The following is a 20,759-nucleotide window of genomic DNA, read 5'->3' as shown; positions in this document are numbered from 1 at the left end:
CGGTTCCATCAACCTGACCAGCCCCCCAAGCTCGATGCTATCTGTGTGGCCCTCGTCACATTCGCATTCTCGGCGCCGTGTTAGCTTGCCTCTGATGCCGGCAAACTCCGGCCGCTTGTAAGATCGTTGACGTCCACGTGCGGCTTGTGACCGCAATTTGGGCGGTGCTTGGTTTTCAATTTTGTATGACCGATCGCTGACAAGCGCATCATCCGTTCGGTTGAGGAAGTCGAGCAGCATTTTAGTGTCTCGTCGAAGCCTGCAACGGTTGTGAAGGAGGAACTGCCGGGCGACGTTCAAAGTCCGGCACTGCGCGTCAAAGGGCCGCGCTTAGTGGCCAGCGATTTCTAGATACCAGTATGAGTTGTAGCTTACTTGTTTTTGACGTGATTGGTCGCCATGCAGCATCTCGGCTCAACGTATGACCTGCTGACCGGTTCGGCGTTGATCAGTTACCGACTGTCGCTGTCGGAGCATCCCTGGTCCGCGCATCACGAGGTCTTCGATCGCGTCTCTTTGGCGGGGACCGGGTTGTTGGAACTGGCTCTTGCGGCGGGGCTCGCCGTGGGCAGTCCGCGGGTGCTGGAGCTGACACTGGCCGCTCCGCTGATGATTTCGACCGCGAACGGATCGCGGGTGAAGATTCAGGTGCAGGCCGCCGACGCGCAGGGGCATCGTGCCTTTTCTCTCCATAGTCTGGATGAATCATCGGGCGGCTGGATCCTCCACGCGACGGGCGTGCTGGCGGGAAGCCGGGAAGAAACTGCTGTATCGCTTCAGGAGGCGTGGCCGCCTGAGACAACGACGCAACTCGACGTTTCGAATCTCTACGCGCGACTGACTGCGCAAGGACTTGATTGCGGGCCGGCATTGCAGGGACTGACCGGAGTTTGGCGCCGGGGCGAGACGATCTATGCGGAAGTGGCTCTGCCGGCCGGCACGATGTCCGGCGCAGCGGAGCACGGCATTCGCCCCGCGCTTTTTGATGCTGCCTTGCATGTGTTGGCGGCGGAGGGTCTTGCCGCGTCCGATTGCGGCATTCCGCTTCCATTCTCGTGGTCAGACGTGACGCTGCACACACACGGGGCCAACGCGTTGAGGGTACGTCTTGATCTGAGCAGATCTGAAAGCTCGGAGCAGAGGTCGGCCTCGATGATGTTGTGGGATGACAAAGGGCAGCCGGTCGCAACGGTGGGGTGTGTGACGCTCCGTCGAACCGCGGACGAGCCAGTGCTCGAGCATCGCGTTGAACAAGCGCCGCCACCGGCACCTTTGCATGTGCGCGAAAGCTCGGAGCGTCCTCGCACAGCGGCGCGAGGCCCGGTCGTATCAGCCCTGCGCCATCGCTTGAGCGGGCTGCCCGAAATTGAACGCCTCGGAAGTCTCGTTGTTTTGGTGCAGGAGAGCATTGCGGCGATTTTGGCGTTACCCAATGCCTCGTCTGTGCCCGCGGATGCACCGCTGAAGGAGCTCGGGCTGGACTCGCTGATGTCGGTCGAGCTGCGCAACCGCCTGTCGGTACAGGTGGGGATGAAGCTGCCGACCACGCTGGCCTTCGACTATCCGACGTCGGAGGCGATCGCGGCGCAGCTTTTGCGCCAAATCTTTCCGGATCTGGATGTGACCGCTGGGACGGCTCTCACGCGGTCCCGCACCAGGGACGAGCCGATTGCAATCGTCGCAATGTCGTGTCGCACGCCTGGGGGCGTAGGCGATTCGGAGGCCTACTGGACGCTGCTCGCGGAAGAACGGGATGTGATCGGGCCGTTTCCAGCGCGCTGGGATAGGTATGCGCTCTACGATCCGGATCCGGAGACGCTGGGTAAGAGCTACGCACGTGAAGGCGGCTTCCTGCAAGACGTCGACCATTTCGATGCGGGCTTCTTTGGGATTGCGCCGCGCGAGGCGGTGTCAATGGATCCGCAGCAGCGATTGGTGCTGGAAGTCGTGTGGGAGGCGCTGGAGAAGGCCGGTCTTCAGCCGGAAGCGCTGAATGAATCGAGCACGGGCGTCTATCTGGGCGCGATGCGGAGCGACTACAGGCAAAGCGGTATCTCGCTCGAGTCGATGGATGGCTACGCTGAGACAGGCCAGGCCAGCAGTGTGCTCTCCGGGCGTGTGTCTTATGCGCTGGGTTTGCAAGGCCCGGCGATGACGATCGATACGGCGTGCTCGTCGTCTCTGTCGGCGCTGCATCTGGCGTGCGCAGCGCTGCGGCAGGGCGAGTGCGATCTCGCGCTGGCGGGCGGTGTACAGGTGATGAGCACGCCGTCAGTCTTCGTGGAGTTCAGTCGCTTGCGTGCTGTCGCGCCCGATGGGCGGAGCAAGAGCTTCTCGGACGGCGCGGATGGCGCGGGCTGGAGCGAAGGCTGCGGCGTGCTGGTGTTGAAGCGGCAGTCGGATGCGGAACGGGATGGCGACGAGATATTGGCGCTGATCCGGGGCTCGGCGGTGAACCAGGACGGACGGAGCCAGGGCCTGACGGCGCCGAACGGTCCGAGCCAGCAGCGCGTGATCCGTGCGGCGCTGTCGGCGAGCGGGGTGAGCCCCGACGAGATCGACGTTGTGGAGGCACACGGCACCGGAACCAGCCTTGGTGATCCCATCGAGGCCGGCGCATTGGCCGCGGTGTTCGGACCGACGCGGCGCGCGGATCGTCCGCTGTGGCTGGGCTCGTCGAAGTCGAATCTCGGGCACACCCAGGCCGCGGCCGGCGTCTTGGGCGTGATGAAGATGGTGCTGGCGCTCCGGCACGAGGTGCTGCCGAAGACGCTGCATGCGGAACATCCGAGCAGTCAGATCGAATGGGAGGGTAGCGGGCTGTCGCTGCTGCAGCAGGCGCGGGCCTGGCCGCGCGAGGCCGCGCATGTGCGCCGTGCCGGCGTATCCTCGTTCGGCATCAGCGGAACCAATGCGCATGTGGTGATCGAGGAGGCGCCGGCGCGCTCCGGTTCTGTCAGCGTGGCTGATACATCTTCGCCCGTGATCCCGCTGCTGGTGTCGGGCCGTGACGAGGCGGCGCTGCGTGCGCAGGCGGGCCGGTACGGCGAATGGCTGTCGCAGCATCAAGACGTCGACTTCAGGTCAGTGGTTGCGACGGCGGCGTTGCACCGGACGCAGTTCGCCGCGCGCGCGGCGGTGTCGGTGCGCGATGCGGCGGAAGCGGCAGAGGCGCTGGGTGCGCTGGCCGCGGGTCGCCCGCATGCGGCGGTGTCGGTCGGAGAAGCCCGCGACCGTGGTCGAGTGGTGTTCGTGTTTCCCGGACAGGGCAGTCAGTGGCCATCGATGGGCCGGGCCCTGCTGGCGGAATCGGCGGTGTTTGCGCAAGCAATTGCGGCCTGCGAGACGGCGTTGTCCAAATACACGGACTGGTCGCTGACATCCGTGCTTCGCGGCGATGAGGATCTCGACCCCTCCCTGCTGGAGCGGGTGGACGTGATCCAGCCGTCGCTGTTTGCGATGAATGTCGGCCTTGCCGCCGTGTGGCGCAGTCTCGGACTGCAGCCCTCGGCGGTGGTCGGTCACAGCCAGGGCGAGATCGCAGCCGCGGTGGTTGCCGGCATCCTCTCGCTCGAGGACGGCGCCCGGGTCGTGGCGCTGCGCAGCCAGCTGTTGCGCAGCCTGAGCGGACGCGGGGCCATGGCGGTGACGGAGCTGGCGGCTTCCGTTGTGGAAGAGCGATTGCAGGTCCCGGAATGGTCCGGCTTGTCGGTGGCGGTGGTGAACACGCCGGGCTCGACGGTGGTCTCGGGGCCGACTGAAGTGGTCGAGCGCTGGGTCGGTTGTCTTGGCAAGGAAGGGGTGTTCTCCCGGCAGGTCAATGTGGACTACGCCTCGCACAGTGCGGAGATGGACCCGATCCTGCCGGAGCTGGAAGGCCTGCTGTCGGACCTCGCGCCACAGCCGGGTCAGGTGACGATGATCTCGACGGTGACGGGAACGCGCTGCGAGGGAGCATCGCTGGATGGATCCTATTGGTGCCGGAACCTGCGGCAGACGGTGCGGCTGGACCTGGCGCTGGCCGAGCTGATCGGGAGCGGGCACGGCGTGTTCGTGGAAGCGAGCGCCCATCCGGTGCTGGCGATGCCGCTGTCCGCGGCAAGTGGTGAGCATGGTGTGGTGGTGGGATCGCTGCGCCGCGATGGCGGCGGGATGTCCGAGCTGTTGCGCAATCTCGGCGCGCTGCATGTGCACGGTGTTGGTGTCGACTGGGCGAAGGCGGCCGGAGCAAGTGCGAAGCATCCGGTTGCCTCTTTGCCGACCTATGCATTCCAGCGTCAGCGTTACTGGCTGGAGGCGGAGAAGGCGAGCGGTGACGCGGCGACGATGGGGCTGTCGGATGCGTCGCATCCGCTGCTGGGGGCTGCGACGCCGCTGGCTGAGAGCGATGGGTTCCTGCTGACGGGGCGGCTGTCGCTGTCGGAGGCGGGCTGGCTCGGCGATCACAAGGTGTTCGGAACGGTGCTGCTGCCGGGGACGGGATTGCTGGAGCTCGGCTTTGCGGCGGCGCGTGCGGTCGGTGCAACTGTTGTCTCGCAACTGACGCTGCTGGCACCGCTGGTGCTGCCGGCGGAAGGCGGGGTCCGGCTGCAGGTTCAGGTGGATGGGCTCGAGGCAGACGGCGGAGGTGGCCGAAGCTTGAACATCTACAGCCGTGCGGAAGATGCGCCGGAGGGGGCGTCGTGGACGCTGCATGCGCAGGGCGTGCTGGGTGAGACTGCAGACGCAGAAGACAATATTGATGCAAGCGGCCTCGACGTGTGGCCGCCGGTCGGCGGCGAGCCGATCGACTTGACGGGTCATTATGCGCGGCTGGCGGAACGCGGCTACGGCTACGGGCCGCTGTTCCAGGGGCTGGTCGAGGCCTGGCGCGTGGGTGATGCCGTGGTTGGACGCGCCGTGCTTGCGGAAGCGCTGGGACCGTCGGCCGAGAGCTACGGCCTGCATCCGGCGCTGCTGGACAGCGCGCTGCATGTCTTGAGCTTCGATCGGATCGCAGGCGCCGATCTCGACGGCGGTGCGGACGCGCCGCTGCTGCTGCCGTTCGAATGGTCGGAGGTGTCGCTGGCAGCCACCGGCGCACGTGAGCTGCGGATCCGCGCCTCGGTGGAGCGCAGCGGCGCGGGCGAGGCGCTGGCGCATCTGCAGCTGGCGGATGGGCACGGGCGGGTCGTTGCGCATGTCGGGGGCCTCAGGCTGAAGCAGGCGAGCGAGGCGCAGATCCGCGATGCCGCGCGCAGCGAGGCGCAGCATCTGTACCGGCTGGACTGGCGCGCGGTGACGTTGAGCGAGGCTGCTGAAGCACAGCCGCTGATGGTGGGCGGCGACGGCAGGCTGGCGAAGCATCTCGGGCTTGATCACGCCGAGACCATTGCGGCTGTCGTTGCGCGGTGTGATGCCGGTGGCGCGATCCCCGCGAGCATCGTGTTCGACCATCTGTCCGATCCAACTGATCCAGCAGGAAGCGTGCTTGCGGCCACGCATGCGACGGCGGAGCGTGGCCTTGCCGAGCTGCAGGGGCTTTTTGGCGACGCCCGGCTGAACGAGACGGATGTGACGTGGCTGACGCGGGGCGCGGTGGCGACGGGTCCTGACGAAGGCGCGAGCGGACTGACGCGGGCGCCGCTATGGGGCCTGGTGCGGAGCGCACGCGCCGAACATCCCGATCGCCGGCTGCAGCTTGTTGATGTGGATGCGGACCTTGCCGATGCTTCGTTGCTGTCGAAGCTGACGTCGACGATATCAGAGCCTGAGCTGGCGCTGCGGCATGGTGCGATGCTGGCGCCGCGGCTGGCGCGCACGGGGGCGGGCGCGGGCACATTGCAGGCGCCAGTGACAGCGCCGGATTACCGCGTCGTGGTCAGCGATGCCGGCCGGCTCGACGGCGTCAGCCTGGTGGCGGCAGGCGACCTATCGGAGCCATTGGCCCCAGGCGAGGTCCGGGTCGCCGTGCGCGCGGCCGGCATGAACTTCCGCGACGTGCTGATCACGCTGGGGCAGATTGCCTCGCCCGGCATCGGCTTCGAGCTTGCCGGCGTGGTGGAGGCGGTCGGCGCGGATGTGACGTCGGTTGCGATCGGCGACCGCGTGTTCGGCTGCGGGCGCGGCTGCTTTGCCTCACGCGCGGTGACGAAGGCGGAGCAGCTTGCCAAAATCCCGGCAGGGATGTCGTTCGCGGCGGCGGCGACGATCCCGCTGGCCTATCTGACGGCGCTGTATGCGCTGCAGGAGCTCGGGCAGGTCAAATCGGGTGATCGCGTGCTGGTGCATGCGGCGGCCGGCGGCGTCGGCATGGCGGCGGTGCAGCTGTGCCGTCACTTCGGCGCGGAGGTCTATGGCACGGCAAGCCCCGGCAAATGGCCGGTGCTGGCAGGAATCGGCCTGGACCGGCGGCATATTGCGAGCTCCCGTGACCTGAGCTTCGAGACCCAGTTCCGCTCAGCGACACGCGGCGAGGGCGTGGATGTCGTCCTCAATGCGCTGACGGGCGAGTTCGTCGATGCTTCGCTGCGGCTGCTGCCGCGGGGCGGCCGCTTCCTGGAGATGGGGATCACTGACGGGCGTGACGCGGCTACGATTGCGCAAAACTATCCCGGCGTGAGCTACCATGCGTTCGTGCTGGCGAGCGAGCAGATGCCGGCGCTGCTCAAGCAGATCATGGGCCTGTTCGCGCAGGGCGTGCTCAAACCCCTGCCCTATGTTGCCTACGACGTCAGGCAGATGCCGGCGGCGCTGCGGCAGATGGCGCAGGGCCGCCACATCGGCAAGCAGGTGGTGCAGCTGCCGCGGCGTCTTGCCGAAGGCGGCACGGTGCTGATCACGGGCGGCGCAGGCGAGCTCGGCCGCGAGGTCGCGCGGCACCTGGTGACTGAGCATGGTGTACGGCATCTGCTGCTGACGTCGCGTCGCGGCATGGCCGCGCCTGGGGCGAGCGAGCTTATCACGGAGCTGCAGGCACTCGGCGCGCAGACGGTCGAGCTGGTGAGCTGCGACGTCTCCAACCGCGATGCTGTCAGCACCATATTGAACGCCATCGCGCCGGAGCGTCCGCTGACGGGCGTGTTCCACCTGGCGGCCACGCTGGACGACGGCATCGTGCCGGCGCTGACCGTCGAGCGGCTGGAGCGGGTGTTGCAGCCAAAGCTCGATGGCGCCTGGCATCTGCACGAGCTGACGGCGGACAAGGATCTGGCCGCGTTCGTGCTGTTCTCGTCGGTGGCGGCGCTTGGCAGTCCGGGCCAGGCCAACTACGCGGCGGCGAACGTGTTTTTGGATGCGCTGGCGGCGGAGCGTCGGCATCGCGGTCTGGCCGCGCAGAGCCTGCTATGGGGGCTGTGGGAGCAGCGCGGCGTCGGCATGACGGCGCATCTGGGCCGGGCCGAGCTGATGCGGATGCGCCGGCAGGGCGTGCAGGCGCTGTCGCTCGAGCTGGGGCTGGCGCTGCTGGATGCGGCACAGGCCCAGCCGGAAGCCGTGCTGGTCCCGATCCATCTGGATGTCGGCGCGATGCAGCGCCAGCTCGCAGACGAGGTGCCGGCGCTGTATCGCGGCCTGGTGCGCAGCGGCCTGCGGCGGGCCTCGACCGCAGCGAGCGGCGACACCAACGCGCTGCGGACGCGGCTGGCGGCGCTGGCAAGCGAGAGCGAGCGGCTGGCTGCGCTGGTGGAGCTGGCGCAGGAGGAGATCGCAGCGGTGCTGGCGTCGTCCGGGGCTGCCTCGGTGCCGGCGGACCAGCCGCTCAAGGAGCTCGGGCTGGACTCGCTGATGGCGGTCGAGCTGCGCAACCGCCTGTCGGGGCGCATCAGCGCCAAGCTGCCGACCACGCTCGCCTTCGACTATCCGACCGCACGCACCATGGCCCGCCTGCTGCTCGAGAAGCTCGAGCTTGGTCGCGCACCCGTTCGACAGGAGAAGCGGCGCGTGGTCACCGCATCAGTGTCGGAGCCGATCGCAATCGTCGGGATGAGCTGCCGCACACCCGGAGGCCCGGCGAGCCCCGAGAGCTACTGGTCGCTCTTGGAGCGCGGTGGTGATGGCGTGGGTCCGCTGCCGGGGCGCTGGAGCCGGGAGCTGCTGCGGCGGCTGGACGAGATCACCGGCGGGCTGTCGCAGGAAGGCGGCTTTATCGATGGCGTCGCGGAGTTCGACGCATCCTTCTTCGGCATCTCGCCGCGCGAGGCGGTGGAGATGGACCCGCAGCAGCGCCTGATCCTGGAAGCGGCGTGGGAGGCGCTGGAGCGCGCGGGCCTGCAGCCGGACGGGCTGAGCGAGAGCCGGACCGGGGTCTATCTCGGTGCGATGGCCGGCGACTACGGCACGCGCTCGCTCGAGGCGACGACGATGTGGACGTCGATGGGCACGCTGTCGAGCGTGCTGGCGGGCCGCGTCTCCTATGTGCTGGGCCTCGAGGGTCCGGCGATGACGGTGGATACCGCGTGCTCGTCGTCGCTGACGGCGCTGCATCTGGCGTGCACGGCGCTGCGGCAGGGCGAGTGCGATCTGGCGCTGGCGGGCGGCGTGACCGTGATGAGCACACCCTCGACGTTTGTGGCGCTGGGTCCTGATAACGGCATGGCGCTCGACGGTCGCTGCAAGAGCTTCTCGGATAGCGCGGATGGCGCCGGCTGGAGCGAAGGCTGCGGCGTGCTGGTGTTGAAGCGGCAGTCGGATGCGGAGCGGGATGGCGACGAGATTCTTGCGTTGATCCGCGGTTCTGCAGTGAACCAGGACGGCCGTAGCCAGGGTCTGACGGCGCCGAACGGTCCGAGCCAGCAGCGCGTGATCCGCGCGGCGCTGTCGGCGAGCGGGGTGAGCCCCGACGAGATCGACGTTGTCGAGGCGCATGGCACCGGGACCAATCTTGGTGATCCCATCGAGGCCGGCGCATTGGCCGCGGTGTTCGGACCGACGCGGCGCGAAGATCGTCCGCTGTGGCTGGGCTCGTCGAAGTCGAACCTCGGTCACACCCAGGCGGCGGCCGGCGTGCTCGGTGTGATGAAGATGGTGCTGGCGCTCCGGCACGAAGTCTTGCCGAAGACGCTGCATGCGGAGCATCCGAGCCGCCGGATCGAATGGGAGGGCAGCGGGCTGTCGCTGCTGCAGCAGGCCCGGGCCTGGCCGCGCGATGGCGCCCATGTGCGCCGTGCCGGCGTGTCCTCGTTCGGCATCAGCGGAACCAATGCGCATGTCGTGATCGAGGAGGCGCCGGCGCGCACTACTGCTCGCAGCACAGATACAAAAAATACAGACGATGCGTCATCGCCCATGATCCCGCTCTTGGTGTCCGGGCGTGACGAGGCGGCACTGCGGGCACAGGCGGGCCGGTATGGCGAATGGCTGTCACAGCATCCCGATGCGGACTGGACTTCCGTGGTGACGACGGCGGCATTGCACCGGACGCAGTTTGCTGCGCGGGCCGCGGTGGCGGTGCGCGATGCGTCGGAGGCGCCAGAGGCGCTGCGTGCGCTGGCCGAGGGCCGTCCGCATGCGGCGGTGTCGGTCGGCGAGGCCAGGGGCGAGCAAGGCAAGCTGGCATTCCTGTTCACGGGCCAGGGCGCGCAGCAGATCGGCATGGGCCGGGCTCTGCTCGAGAGGTGCGCGGCGTTCCGCGCGGCCTTCGAGGAGGTGTGCGGTCATTTTGACGAACTGCTGGATCTGCCGCTGCGTTCTGTGATGTTTGCGCAAGCAGGCTCGGAGGCGGCGTCGAAGCTCGACGAGACCGCCTATGCGCAGCCGGCCTTGTTTGCCGTGGAGGTCGCGCTGTTCCGCCAGCTGGAGCAGTGGGGCATCACACCCGACATCCTGCTCGGCCACTCCATCGGCGAGCTCAGTGCTGCGCATGTTGCGGGCGTGTGGTCGCTCGGGGACGCCTGCCGCGTGGTGGCCGCGCGCGGCCGCCTGATGCAGGCACTCCCCGCCGGCGGCGCCATGGTGGCGCTGGAGGCAGGCGAAGCAGAAGTGCTGCCGCTGCTTAACGATGGTGTCGAGATTGCCGGGCTGAACGGGCCGCGCGCGACGGTGATCTCCGGCGATGAAGCCGCCGTGCTGGCACTGGCGGAACAGTTCAAGAGCAAGGGCCGCCGCACCAGCCGCCTGCAGGTGAGCCACGCGTTCCACTCGCAGCGGATGGAGCCGATGCTGGAGGCGTTCGGCCAGGTGCTGTCGTCTGTCGCGTTCGGCACGCCGCGCCTGCCGATCGTGAGCAACGTGACAGGACGGCTGGCGACCAGGGACGAGCTTTGCAGCGCGGCGTACTGGGTGCGGCAGGTGCGAAGCCCGGTACGCTTCCTCGACGGCGTGCATGTGCTGGACACAGAAGGCGTGCGGACGAGCCTGGAGCTTGGTCCGGACGGGATCTTGACCGGCCTTGCGGCGGGCTGCCTGCCGGAAGGCTCCGCAATGCAGGTGATCGCTTCGCAGCGCCGTGGCCGCGATGGCAGCGAGGCGCTATTGTCGGCGCTCGGCGCGCTGCACGTGAACGGCATTGTCGTTGACTGGAACGCCGTTGGCGATCTCGGCAAGCAGCCTGTTGCCTCGCTCCCGACCTATGCGTTCCAGCGGCAGCGTTACTGGCTGGAGGCTGAGAAGCCGGGCGGGAACGTTGCGACGATGGGGCTGTCGGATGCGTCGCATCCGCTGCTGGGGGCTGCGACGCCGCTGGCTGAGAGCGATGGGTTCCTGCTGACGGGGCGGCTGTCGCTGTCGGAGGCGGGCTGGCTCGGCGATCACAAGGTGTTCGGAACGGTGCTGCTGCCGGGGACGGGATTGCTGGAGCTCGGCTTTGCGGCGGCGCGTGCGGTCGGTGCAACTGTTGTCTCGCAGCTGACGCTGCTGTCGCCGCTGGTGCTGCCGGCGGAAGGCGGGGTCCGGCTGCAGGTTCAGGTGGACGGGCTCGAGGCGGGCAGCGGCGGCCGTGGCCTCAGCATCTACAGCCGTGCGGAAGATGCGGCTGAGGGTGCATCATGGACGCTGCATGCGCAGGGCGTGCTGGGCGAGGCTGTGGAAGCCGCGGCAGACGCAGCACAAGAGATCGGCCTCGAGGTGTGGCCACCTGTCGGCGGCGAGCCGATCGATTTGAGCGGTCATTATGCGCGGCTGGCGGGACGCGGCTACGGCTACGGGCCGATGTTCCAGGGGCTGGTCGAGGCCTGGCGCGTTGGCGATGCCGTGGTTGGCCGTGCCGTGCTTGCGGAAGCGCTGGGGCCGTCGGCCGAGAGTTACGGCCTGCATCCGGCGCTGCTGGACAGCGCGCTGCATGTGCTGAGTTTTGATCGGATCGCCGGTGCCGATCTCAGCGACGGTGCGGACGCGCCGCTGCTGCTGCCGTTCGAATGGTCGGAGGTGTCGCTGGCAGCCACCGGCGCGCGGGAGCTGCGGATCCGCGCCTCGGTGGAGCGCAGCGGCGAGGGCGAGGCGCTGGCGCATCTGCAGCTGGCGGATGGGCACGGGCGGGTCGTTGCGCATGTCGGGGGCCTCAGGCTGAAGCAGGCGAGCGAGGCGCAGATCCGCGATGCCGCGCGCAGCGAGGCGCAGCATCTGTACCGGCTGGACTGGCGCGCGGTGACGTTGAGCGAGGCTGCTGAAGCACAGCCGCTGATGGTGGGCGGCGACGGCAGGCTGGCGAAGCATCTCGGGCTTGATCACGTTGCGAACGTGCCGGCCCTCGTGGCGCGGCTCGACGCAGGTGGGATCATCCCCGCGAGCATCGTGTTCGACCATCTGTCCGATCCAACTGATCCAGCAGGAAGCGTGCTTGCGGCCACGCATGCGACGGCGGAGCGTGGCCTTGCCGAGCTGCAGGGGCTTTTTGGCGACGCCCGGCTGAACGAGACGGATGTGACGTGGCTGACGCGGGGCGCGGTGGCGACGGGTCCTGACGAAGGCGCCAGCGGGCTGTCGCGGGCGCCGCTGTGGGGCCTGGTGCGAAGCGCGCGGGCCGAGCATCCCGATCGGCGGCTGCAGCTGGTCGATGTGGATGTTGCACTCTCGGATGCTTCGTTGCTGTCGAAGCTGACGTCGACGATATCAGAGCCTGAGCTGGCGCTGCGGCATGGTGCGGTGCTGGCGCCGCGGCTGGCGCGCACGGGGGCGGGCGCGGGCACATTGCAGGCGCCAGTGACAGCGCCGGATTACCGCGTCGTGGTCAGCGATGCCGGCCGGCTCGACGGCGTCAGCCTGGTGGCGGCAGGCGACCTATCGGAGCCATTGGCCCCAGGCGAGGTCCGGGTCGCCGTGCGCGCGGCCGGCATGAACTTCCGCGACGTGCTGATCACGCTGGGGCAGATTGCCTCGCCCGGCATCGGCTTCGAGCTTGCCGGCGTGGTGGAGGCGGTCGGCGCGGATGTGACGTCGGTTGCGATCGGCGACCGCGTGTTCGGCTGCGGGCGCGGCTGCTTTGCCTCACGCGCGGTGACGAAGGCGGAGCAGCTTGCCAAAATCCCGGCAGGGATGTCGTTCGCGGCGGCGGCGACGATCCCGCTGGCCTATCTGACGGCGCTGTATGCGCTGCAGGAGCTCGGGCAGGTCAAATCGGGTGATCGCGTGCTGGTGCATGCGGCGGCCGGCGGCGTCGGCATGGCGGCGGTGCAGCTGTGCCGTCACTTCGGCGCGGAGGTCTATGGCACGGCAAGCCCCGGCAAATGGCCGGTGCTGGCAGGAATCGGCCTGGACCGGCGGCATATTGCGAGCTCCCGTGACCTGAGCTTCGAGACCCAGTTCCGCTCAGCGACACGCGGCGAGGGCGTGGATGTCGTCCTCAATGCGCTGACGGGCGAGTTCGTCGATGCTTCGCTGCGGCTGCTGCCGCGGGGCGGCCGCTTCCTGGAGATGGGGATCACTGACGGGCGTGACGCGGCTACGATTGCGCAAAACTATCCCGGCGTGAGCTACCATGCGTTCGTGCTGGCGAGCGAGCAGATGCCGGCGCTGCTCAAGCAGATCATGGGCCTGTTCGCGCAGGGCGTGCTCAAACCCCTGCCCTATGTTGCCTACGACGTCAGGCAGATGCCGGCGGCGCTGCGGCAGATGGCGCAGGGCCGCCACATCGGCAAGCAGGTGGTGCAGCTGCCGCGGCGTCTTGCCGAAGGCGGCACGGTGCTGATCACGGGCGGCGCAGGCGAGCTCGGCCGCGAGGTCGCGCGGCACCTGGTGACTGAGCATGGTGTACGGCATCTGCTGCTGACGTCGCGTCGCGGCATGGCCGCGCCTGGGGCGAGCGAGCTTATCACGGAGCTGCAGGCACTCGGCGCGCAGACGGTCGAGCTGGTGAGCTGCGACGTCTCCAACCGCGATGCTGTCAGCACCATATTGAACGCCATCGCGCCGGAGCGTCCGCTGACGGGCGTGTTCCACCTGGCGGCCACGCTGGACGACGGCATCGTGCCGGCGCTGACCGTCGAGCGGCTGGAGCGGGTGTTGCAGCCAAAGCTCGATGGCGCCTGGCATCTGCACGAGCTGACGGCGGACAAGGATCTGGCCGCGTTCGTGCTGTTCTCGTCGGTGGCGGCGCTTGGCAGTCCGGGCCAGGCCAACTACGCGGCGGCGAACGTGTTTTTGGATGCGCTGGCGGCGGAGCGTCGGCATCGCGGTCTGGCCGCGCAGAGCCTGCTATGGGGGCTGTGGGAGCAGCGCGGCGTCGGCATGACGGCGCATCTGGGCCGGGCCGAGCTGATGCGGATGCGCCGGCAGGGCGTGCAGGCGCTGTCGCTCGAGCTGGGGCTGGCGCTGCTGGATGCGGCACAGGCCCAGCCGGAAGCCGTGCTGGTCCCGATCCATCTGGATGTCGGCGCGATGCAGCGCCAGCTCGCAGACGAGGTGCCGGCGCTGTATCGCGGCCTGGTGCGCAGCGGCCTGCGGCGGGCCTCGACCGCAGCGAGCGGCGACACCAACGCGCTGCGGACGCGGCTGGCGGCGCTGGCAAGCGAGAGCGAGCGGCTGGCTGCGCTGGTGGAGCTGGCGCAGGAGGAGATCGCAGCGGTGCTGGCGTCGTCCGGGGCTGCCTCGGTGCCGGCGGACCAGCCGCTCAAGGAGCTCGGGCTGGACTCGCTGATGGCGGTCGAGCTGCGCAACCGCCTGTCGGGGCGCATCAGCGCCAAGCTGCCGACCACGCTCGCCTTCGACTATCCGACCGCACGCGCCATGGCCCGCCTCCTGCTCGAGAAGCTCGAGCTTGGTCGCGCACCCGTTCGACAGGAGAAGCGGCGCGTGGCCGCCACATCGGTGTCGGAGCCGATCGCAATTGTCGGGATGAGCTGCCGCACGCCCGGAGGCCCGGCGAGCCCGGAGAGCTACTGGTTGCTGCTGGAGCGGGGTGGCGACGGCGTGGGTCCGCTGCCGGGCCGCTGGAGCCGGGAGCTGCTGCGGCGGCTGGACGAGATCACCGGCGGGCTGTCGCAGGAAGGCGGCTTTATCGATGGCGTCGCGGAGTTCGACGCATCCTTCTTCGGCATCTCGCCGCGCGAGGCGGTGGAGATGGACCCGCAGCAGCGGCTGATCCTGGAAGCGTCGTGGGAGGCGCTGGAGCGCGCGGGCCTGCAGCCGGACGGGCTGAGCGAGAGCCGGACCGGGGTCTATCTCGGTGCGATGGCCGGCGACTACGGCACGCGCTCGCTCGAGGCGACGACGATGTGGACGTCGATGGGCACGCTGTCGAGTGTGCTGGCGGGCCGCGTCTCCTATGTGCTGGGCCTCGAGGGTCCGGCGATGACGGTGGATACCGCGTGCTCGTCGTCGCTGACGGCGCTGCATCTGGCGTGCACGGCGCTGCGGCAGGGCGAGTGCGATCTGGCGCTGGCGGGCGGCGTGACCGTGATGAGCACACCCTCGACGTTTGTGGCGCTGGGTCCGGACAATGGCATGGCGCTCGACGGTCGCTGCAAGAGCTTCTCGGACGGCGCCGATGGCGCCGGCTGGAGCGAAGGCTGCGGCGTGCTGGTCTTGAAGCGCCAGTCGGATGCGGAACGGGATGGCGACGAGATTCTGGCATTGATCCGGGGCTCGGCAGTGAACCAGGACGGTCGGAGCCAGGGTCTGACGGCGCCGAACGGTCCGAGCCAGCAGCGCGTGATCCGCGCGGCGCTGTCGGCGAGCGGGGTGAGCCCCGACGAGATCGACGTTGTCGAGGCGCATGGCACCGGGACCAATCTTGGTGATCCCATCGAGGCCGGCGCATTGGCCGCGGTGTTCGGACCGACGCGGCGCGAAGATCGTCCGCTGTGGCTGGGCTCGTCGAAGTCGAACCTCGGTCACACCCAGGCGGCGGCCGGCGTGCTCGGTGTGATGAAGATGGTGCTGGCGCTCCGGCACGAAGTCTTGCCGAAGACGCTGCATGCGGAGCATCCGAGCCGCCGGATCGAATGGGAGGGCAGCGGGCTGTCGCTGCTGCAGCAGGCCCGGGCCTGGCCGCGCGATGGCGCCCATGTGCGCCGTGCCGGCGTGTCCTCGTTCGGCATCAGCGGAACCAATGCGCATGTCGTGATCGAGGAGGCGCCGGCGCGCACTACTGCTCGCAGCACAGATACAAAAAATACAGACGATGCGTCATCGCCCATGATCCCGCTCTTGGTGTCCGGGCGTGACGAGGCGGCACTGCGGGCACAGGCGGGCCGGTATGGCGAATGGCTGTCACAGCATCCCGATGCGGACTGGACTTCCGTGGTGACGACGGCGGCATTGCACCGGACGCAGTTTGCTGCGCGGGCCGCGGTGGCGGTGCGCGATGCGTCGGAGGCGCCAGAGGCGCTGCGTGCGCTGGCCGAGGGCCGTCCGCATGCGGCGGTGTCGGTCGGCGAGGCCAGGGGCGAGCAAGGCAAGCTGGCATTCCTGTTCACGGGCCAGGGCGCGCAGCAGATCGGCATGGGCCGGGCTCTGCTCGAGAGGTGCGCGGCGTTCCGCGCGGCCTTCGAGGAGGTGTGCGGTCATTTTGACGAACTGCTGGATCTGCCGCTGCGTTCTGTGATGTTTGCGCAAGCAGGCTCGGAGGCGGCGTCGAAGCTCGACGAGACCGCCTATGCGCAGCCGGCCTTGTTTGCCGTGGAGGTCGCGCTGTTCCGCCAGCTGGAGCAGTGGGGCATCACACCCGACATCCTGCTCGGCCACTCCATCGGCGAGCTCAGTGCTGCGCATGTTGCGGGCGTGTGGTCGCTCGGGGACGCCTGCCGCGTGGTGGCCGCGCGCGGCCGCCTGATGCAGGCACTCCCCGCCGGCGGCGCCATGGTGGCGCTGGAGGCAGGCGAAGCAGAAGTGCTGCCGCTGCTTAACGATGGTGTCGAGATTGCCGGGCTGAACGGGCCGCGCGCGACGGTGATCTCCGGCGATGAAGCCGCCGTGCTGGCACTGGCGGAACAGTTCAAGAGCAAGGGCCGCCGCACCAGCCGCCTGCAGGTGAGCCACGCGTTCCACTCGCAGCGGATGGAGCCGATGCTGGAGGCGTTCGGCCAGGTGCTGTCGTCTGTCGCGTTCGGCACGCCGCGCCTGCCGATCGTGAGCAACGTGACAGGACGGCTGGCGACCAGGGACGAGCTTTGCAGCGCGGCGTACTGGGTGCGGCAGGTGCGAAGCCCGGTACGCTTCCTCGACGGCGTGCATGTGCTGGACACAGAAGGCGTGCGGACGAGCCTGGAGCTTGGTCCGGACGGGATCTTGACCGGCCTTGCGGCGGGCTGCCTGCCGGAAGGCTCCGCAATGCAGGTGATCGCTTCGCAGCGCCGTGGCCGCGATGGCAGCGAGGCGCTGTTGTCGGCGCTCGGCGCGCTGCACGTGAACGGCATTGTCGTTGACTGGAACGCCGTTGGCGATCTCGGCAAGCAGCCTGTTGCCTCGCTCCCGACCTATGCGTTCCAGCGGCAGCGTTACTGGCTGGAGGCTGAGAAGCCGGGCGGGAACGTTGCGACGATGGGGCTGTCGGATGCGTCGCATCCGCTGCTGGGGGCTGCGACGCCGCTGGCTGAGAGCGATGGGTTCCTGCTGACGGGGCGGCTGTCGCTGTCGGAGGCGGGCTGGCTCGGCGATCACAAGGTGTTCGGAACGGTGCTGCTGCCGGGGACGGGATTGCTGGAGCTCGGCTTTGCGGCGGCGCGTGCGGTCGGTGCAACTGTTGTCTCGCAGCTGACGCTGCTGTCGCCGCTGGTGCTGCCGGCGGAAGGCGGGGTCCGGCTGCAGGTTCAGGTGGACGGGCTCGAGGCGGGCAGCGGCGGCCGTGGCCTCAGCATCTACAGCCGTGCGGAAGATGCGGCTGAGGGTGCATCATGGACGCTGCATGCGCAGGGCGTGCTGGGCGAGGCTGTGGAAGCCGCGGCAGACGCAGCACAAGAGATCGGCCTCGAGGTGTGGCCACCTGTCGGCGGCGAGCCGATCGATTTGAGCGGTCATTATGCGCGGCTGGCGGGACGCGGCTACGGCTACGGGCCGATGTTCCAGGGGCTGGTCGAGGCCTGGCGCGTTGGCGATGCCGTGGTTGGCCGTGCCGTGCTTGCGGAAGCGCTGGGGCCGTCGGCCGAGAGTTACGGCCTGCATCCGGCGCTGCTGGACAGCGCGCTGCATGTGCTGAGTTTTGATCGGATCGCCGGTGCCGATCTCAGCGACGGTGCGGACGCGCCGCTGCTGCTGCCGTTCGAATGGTCGGAGGTGTCGCTGGCAGCCACCGGCGCGCGGGAGCTGCGGATCCGCGCCTCGGTGGAGCGCAGCGGCGAGGGCGAGGCGCTGGCGCATCTGCAGCTGGCGGATGGGCACGGGCGGGTCGTTGCGCATGTCGGGGGCCTCAGGCTGAAGCAGGCGAGCGAGGCGCAGATCCGCGATGCCGCGCGCAGCGAGGCGCAGCATCTGTACCGGCTGGACTGGCGCGCGGTGACGTTGAGCGAGGCTGCTGAAGCACAGCCGCTGATGGTGGGCGGCGACGGCAGGCTGGCGAAGCATCTCGGGCTTGATCACGTTGCGAACGTGCCGGCCCTCGTGGCGCGGCTCGACGCAGGTGGGATCATCCCCGCGAGCATCGTGTTCGACCATCTGTCCGATCCAACTGATCCAGCAGGAAGCGTGCTTGCGGCCACGCATGCGACGGCGGAGCGTGGCCTTGCCGAGCTGCAGGGGCTTTTTGGCGACGCCCGGCTGAACGAGACGGATGTGACGTGGCTGACGCGGGGCGCGGTGGCGACGGGTCCTGACGAAGGCGCGAGCGGACTGACGCGGGCGCCGCTATGGGGCCTGGTGCGGAGCGCGCGGGCCGAGCATCCCGATCGGCGGCTGCAGCTGGTCGATGTGGATGTTGCACTCTCGGATGCTTCGTTGCTGTCGAAGCTGACGTCGACGATATCAGAGCCTGAGCTGGCGCTGCGGCATGGTGCGGTGCTGGCGCCGCGGCTGGCGCGCACGGGGGCGGGCGCGGGCACATTGCAGGCGCCAGTGACAGCGCCGGATTACCGCGTCGTGGTCAGCGATGCCGGCCGGCTCGACGGCGTCAGCCTGGTGGCGGCAGGCGACCTATCGGAGCCATTGGCCCCAGGCGAGGTCCGGGTCGCCGTGCGCGCGGCCGGCATGAACTTCCGCGACGTGCTGATCACGCTGGGGCAGATTGCCTCGCCCGGCATCGGCTTCGAGCTTGCCGGCGTGGTGGAGGCGGTCGGCGCGGATGTGACGTCGGTTGCGATCGGCGACCGCGTGTTCGGCTGCGGGCGCGGCTGCTTTGCCTCACGCGCGGTGACGAAGGCGGAGCAGCTTGCCAAAATCCCGGCAGGGATGTCGTTCGCGGCGGCGGCGACGATCCCGCTGGCCTATCTGACGGCGCTGTATGCGCTGCAGGAGCTCGGGCAGGTCAAATCGGGTGATCGCGTGCTGGTGCATGCGGCGGCCGGCGGCGTCGGCATGGCGGCGGTGCAGCTGTGCCGTCACTTCGGCGCGGAGGTCTATGGCACGGCAAGCCCCGGCAAATGGCCGGTGCTGGCAGGAATCGGCCTGGACCGGCGGCATATTGCGAGCTCCCGTGACCTGAGCTTCGAGACCCAGTTCCGCTCAGCGACACGCGGCGAGGGCGTGGATGTCGTCCTCAATGCGCTGACGGGCGAGTTCGTCGATGCTTCGCTGCGGCTGCTGCCGCGGGGCGGCCGCTTCCTGGAGATGGGGATCACTGACGGGCGTGACGCGGCTACGATTGCGCAAAACTATCCCGGCGTGAGCTACCATGCGTTCGTGCTGGCGAGCGAGCAGATGCCGGCGCTGCTCAAGCAGATCATGGGCCTGTTCGCGCAGGGCGTGCTCAAACCCCTGCCCTATGTTGCCTACGACGTCAGGCAGATGCCGGCGGCGCTGCGGCAGATGGCGCAGGGCCGCCACATCGGCAAGCAGGTGGTGCAGCTGCCGCGGCGTCTTGCCGAAGGCGGCACGGTGCTGATCACGGGCGGCGCAGGCGAGCTCGGCCGCGAGGTCGCGCGGCACCTGGTGACTGAGCATGGTGTACGGCATCTGCTGCTGACGTCGCGTCGCGGCATGGCCGCGCCTGGGGCGAGCGAGCTTATCACGGAGCTGCAGGCACTCGGCGCGCAGACGGTCGAGCTGGTGAGCTGCGACGTCTCCAACCGCGATGCTGTCAGCACCATATTGAACGCCATCGCGCCGGAGCGTCCGCTGACGGGCGTGTTCCACCTGGCGGCCACGCTGGACGACGGCATCGTGCCGGCGCTGACCGTCGAGCGGCTGGAGCGGGTGTTGCAGCCAAAGCTCGATGGCGCCTGGCATCTGCACGAGCTGACGGCGGACAAGGATCTGGCCGCGTTCGTGCTGTTCTCGTCGGTGGCGGCGCTTGGCAGTCCGGGCCAGGCCAACTACGCGGCGGCGAACGTGTTTTTGGATGCGCTGGCGGCGGAGCGTCGGCATCGCGGTCTGGCCGCGCAGAGCCTGCTATGGGGGCTGTGGGAGCAGCGCGGCGTCGGCATGACGGCGCATCTGGGCCGGGCCGAGCTGATGCGGATGCGCCGGCAGGGCGTGCAGGCGCTGTCGCTCGAGCTGGGGCTGGCGCTGCTGGATGCGGCACAGGCCCAGCCGGAAGCCGTGCTGGTCCCGATCCATCTGGATGTCGGCGCGATGCAGCGCCAGCTCGCAGACGAGGTGCCGGCGCTGTATCGCGGCCTGGTGCGCAGCGGCCTGCGGCGGGCCTCGACCGCAGCGAGCGGCGACACCAACGCGCTGCGGACGCGGCTGGCGGCGCTGGCAAGCGAGAGCGAGCGGCTGGCTGCGCTGGTGGAGCTGGCGCAGGAGGAGATCGCAGCGGTGCTGGCGTCGTCCGGGGCTGCCTCGGTGCCCGCCGACCAGCCGCTGAAGGAGCTCGGGCTGGACTCGCTGATGGCGGTCGAGCTGCGCAACCGCCTGTCGGGGCGCATCAGCGCCAAGCTGCCGACCACGCTCGCCTTCGACTATCCGACCGCACGCGCCATGGCCCGCCTCCTGCTCGAGAAGCTCGAGCTTGACGACGACAAGTCAGGTCCGTCGATCTGGGGAGATGAGCAAATTCGCCGGAAGCTACGGGACATTTCGATCGAAGCGCTCCGCAAATCCGGCCTTCTCGAGCGTCTTATGATGCAGCCGAATGATACGTCTCGGCGTGCAAGCGACGATGAATTGTCCGCGCATATCGATGACGCGGAAACGGACTCTTTGCTCAGTATCGCGTCTGAATTGCTCTGAAAAACATGCAGCACATAAATCAAGAAGTTCAGGATCTCAAAAACGCTCTTCGCCAGAGTCTTCACAAGATTCGGGATCTGAAGTCGTCT

Annotated in this window: 1 protein-coding gene; it reads left to right on the top strand. The window is 68.7% G+C overall.

What is annotated here, in order from left to right:
* Positions 1–399 precede the first annotated feature (399 nt).
* Complete coding sequence (locus tag ACLFLU_RS41215; RefSeq protein ID WP_426410338.1) at positions 400–20,670, top strand: SDR family NAD(P)-dependent oxidoreductase; 20,271 nt, start codon at positions 400–402, stop codon at positions 20,668–20,670.
* Positions 20,671–20,759 lie beyond the last annotated feature (89 nt).

The organism is Bradyrhizobium ganzhouense (assembly GCF_049949285.1).
Taxonomy (GTDB): Bacteria; Pseudomonadota; Alphaproteobacteria; order Rhizobiales; family Xanthobacteraceae; genus Bradyrhizobium; species Bradyrhizobium ganzhouense.
This window is presented reverse-complemented; position numbering and strand designations above follow the sequence as displayed.

Excerpts from the sequence above, each read along its gene's own strand:
- ACLFLU_RS41215 (WP_426410338.1), top strand. The coding sequence starts at position 400 with ATGCAGCATCTCGGCTCAACGTATGACCTGCTGACCGGTTCGGCGTTG.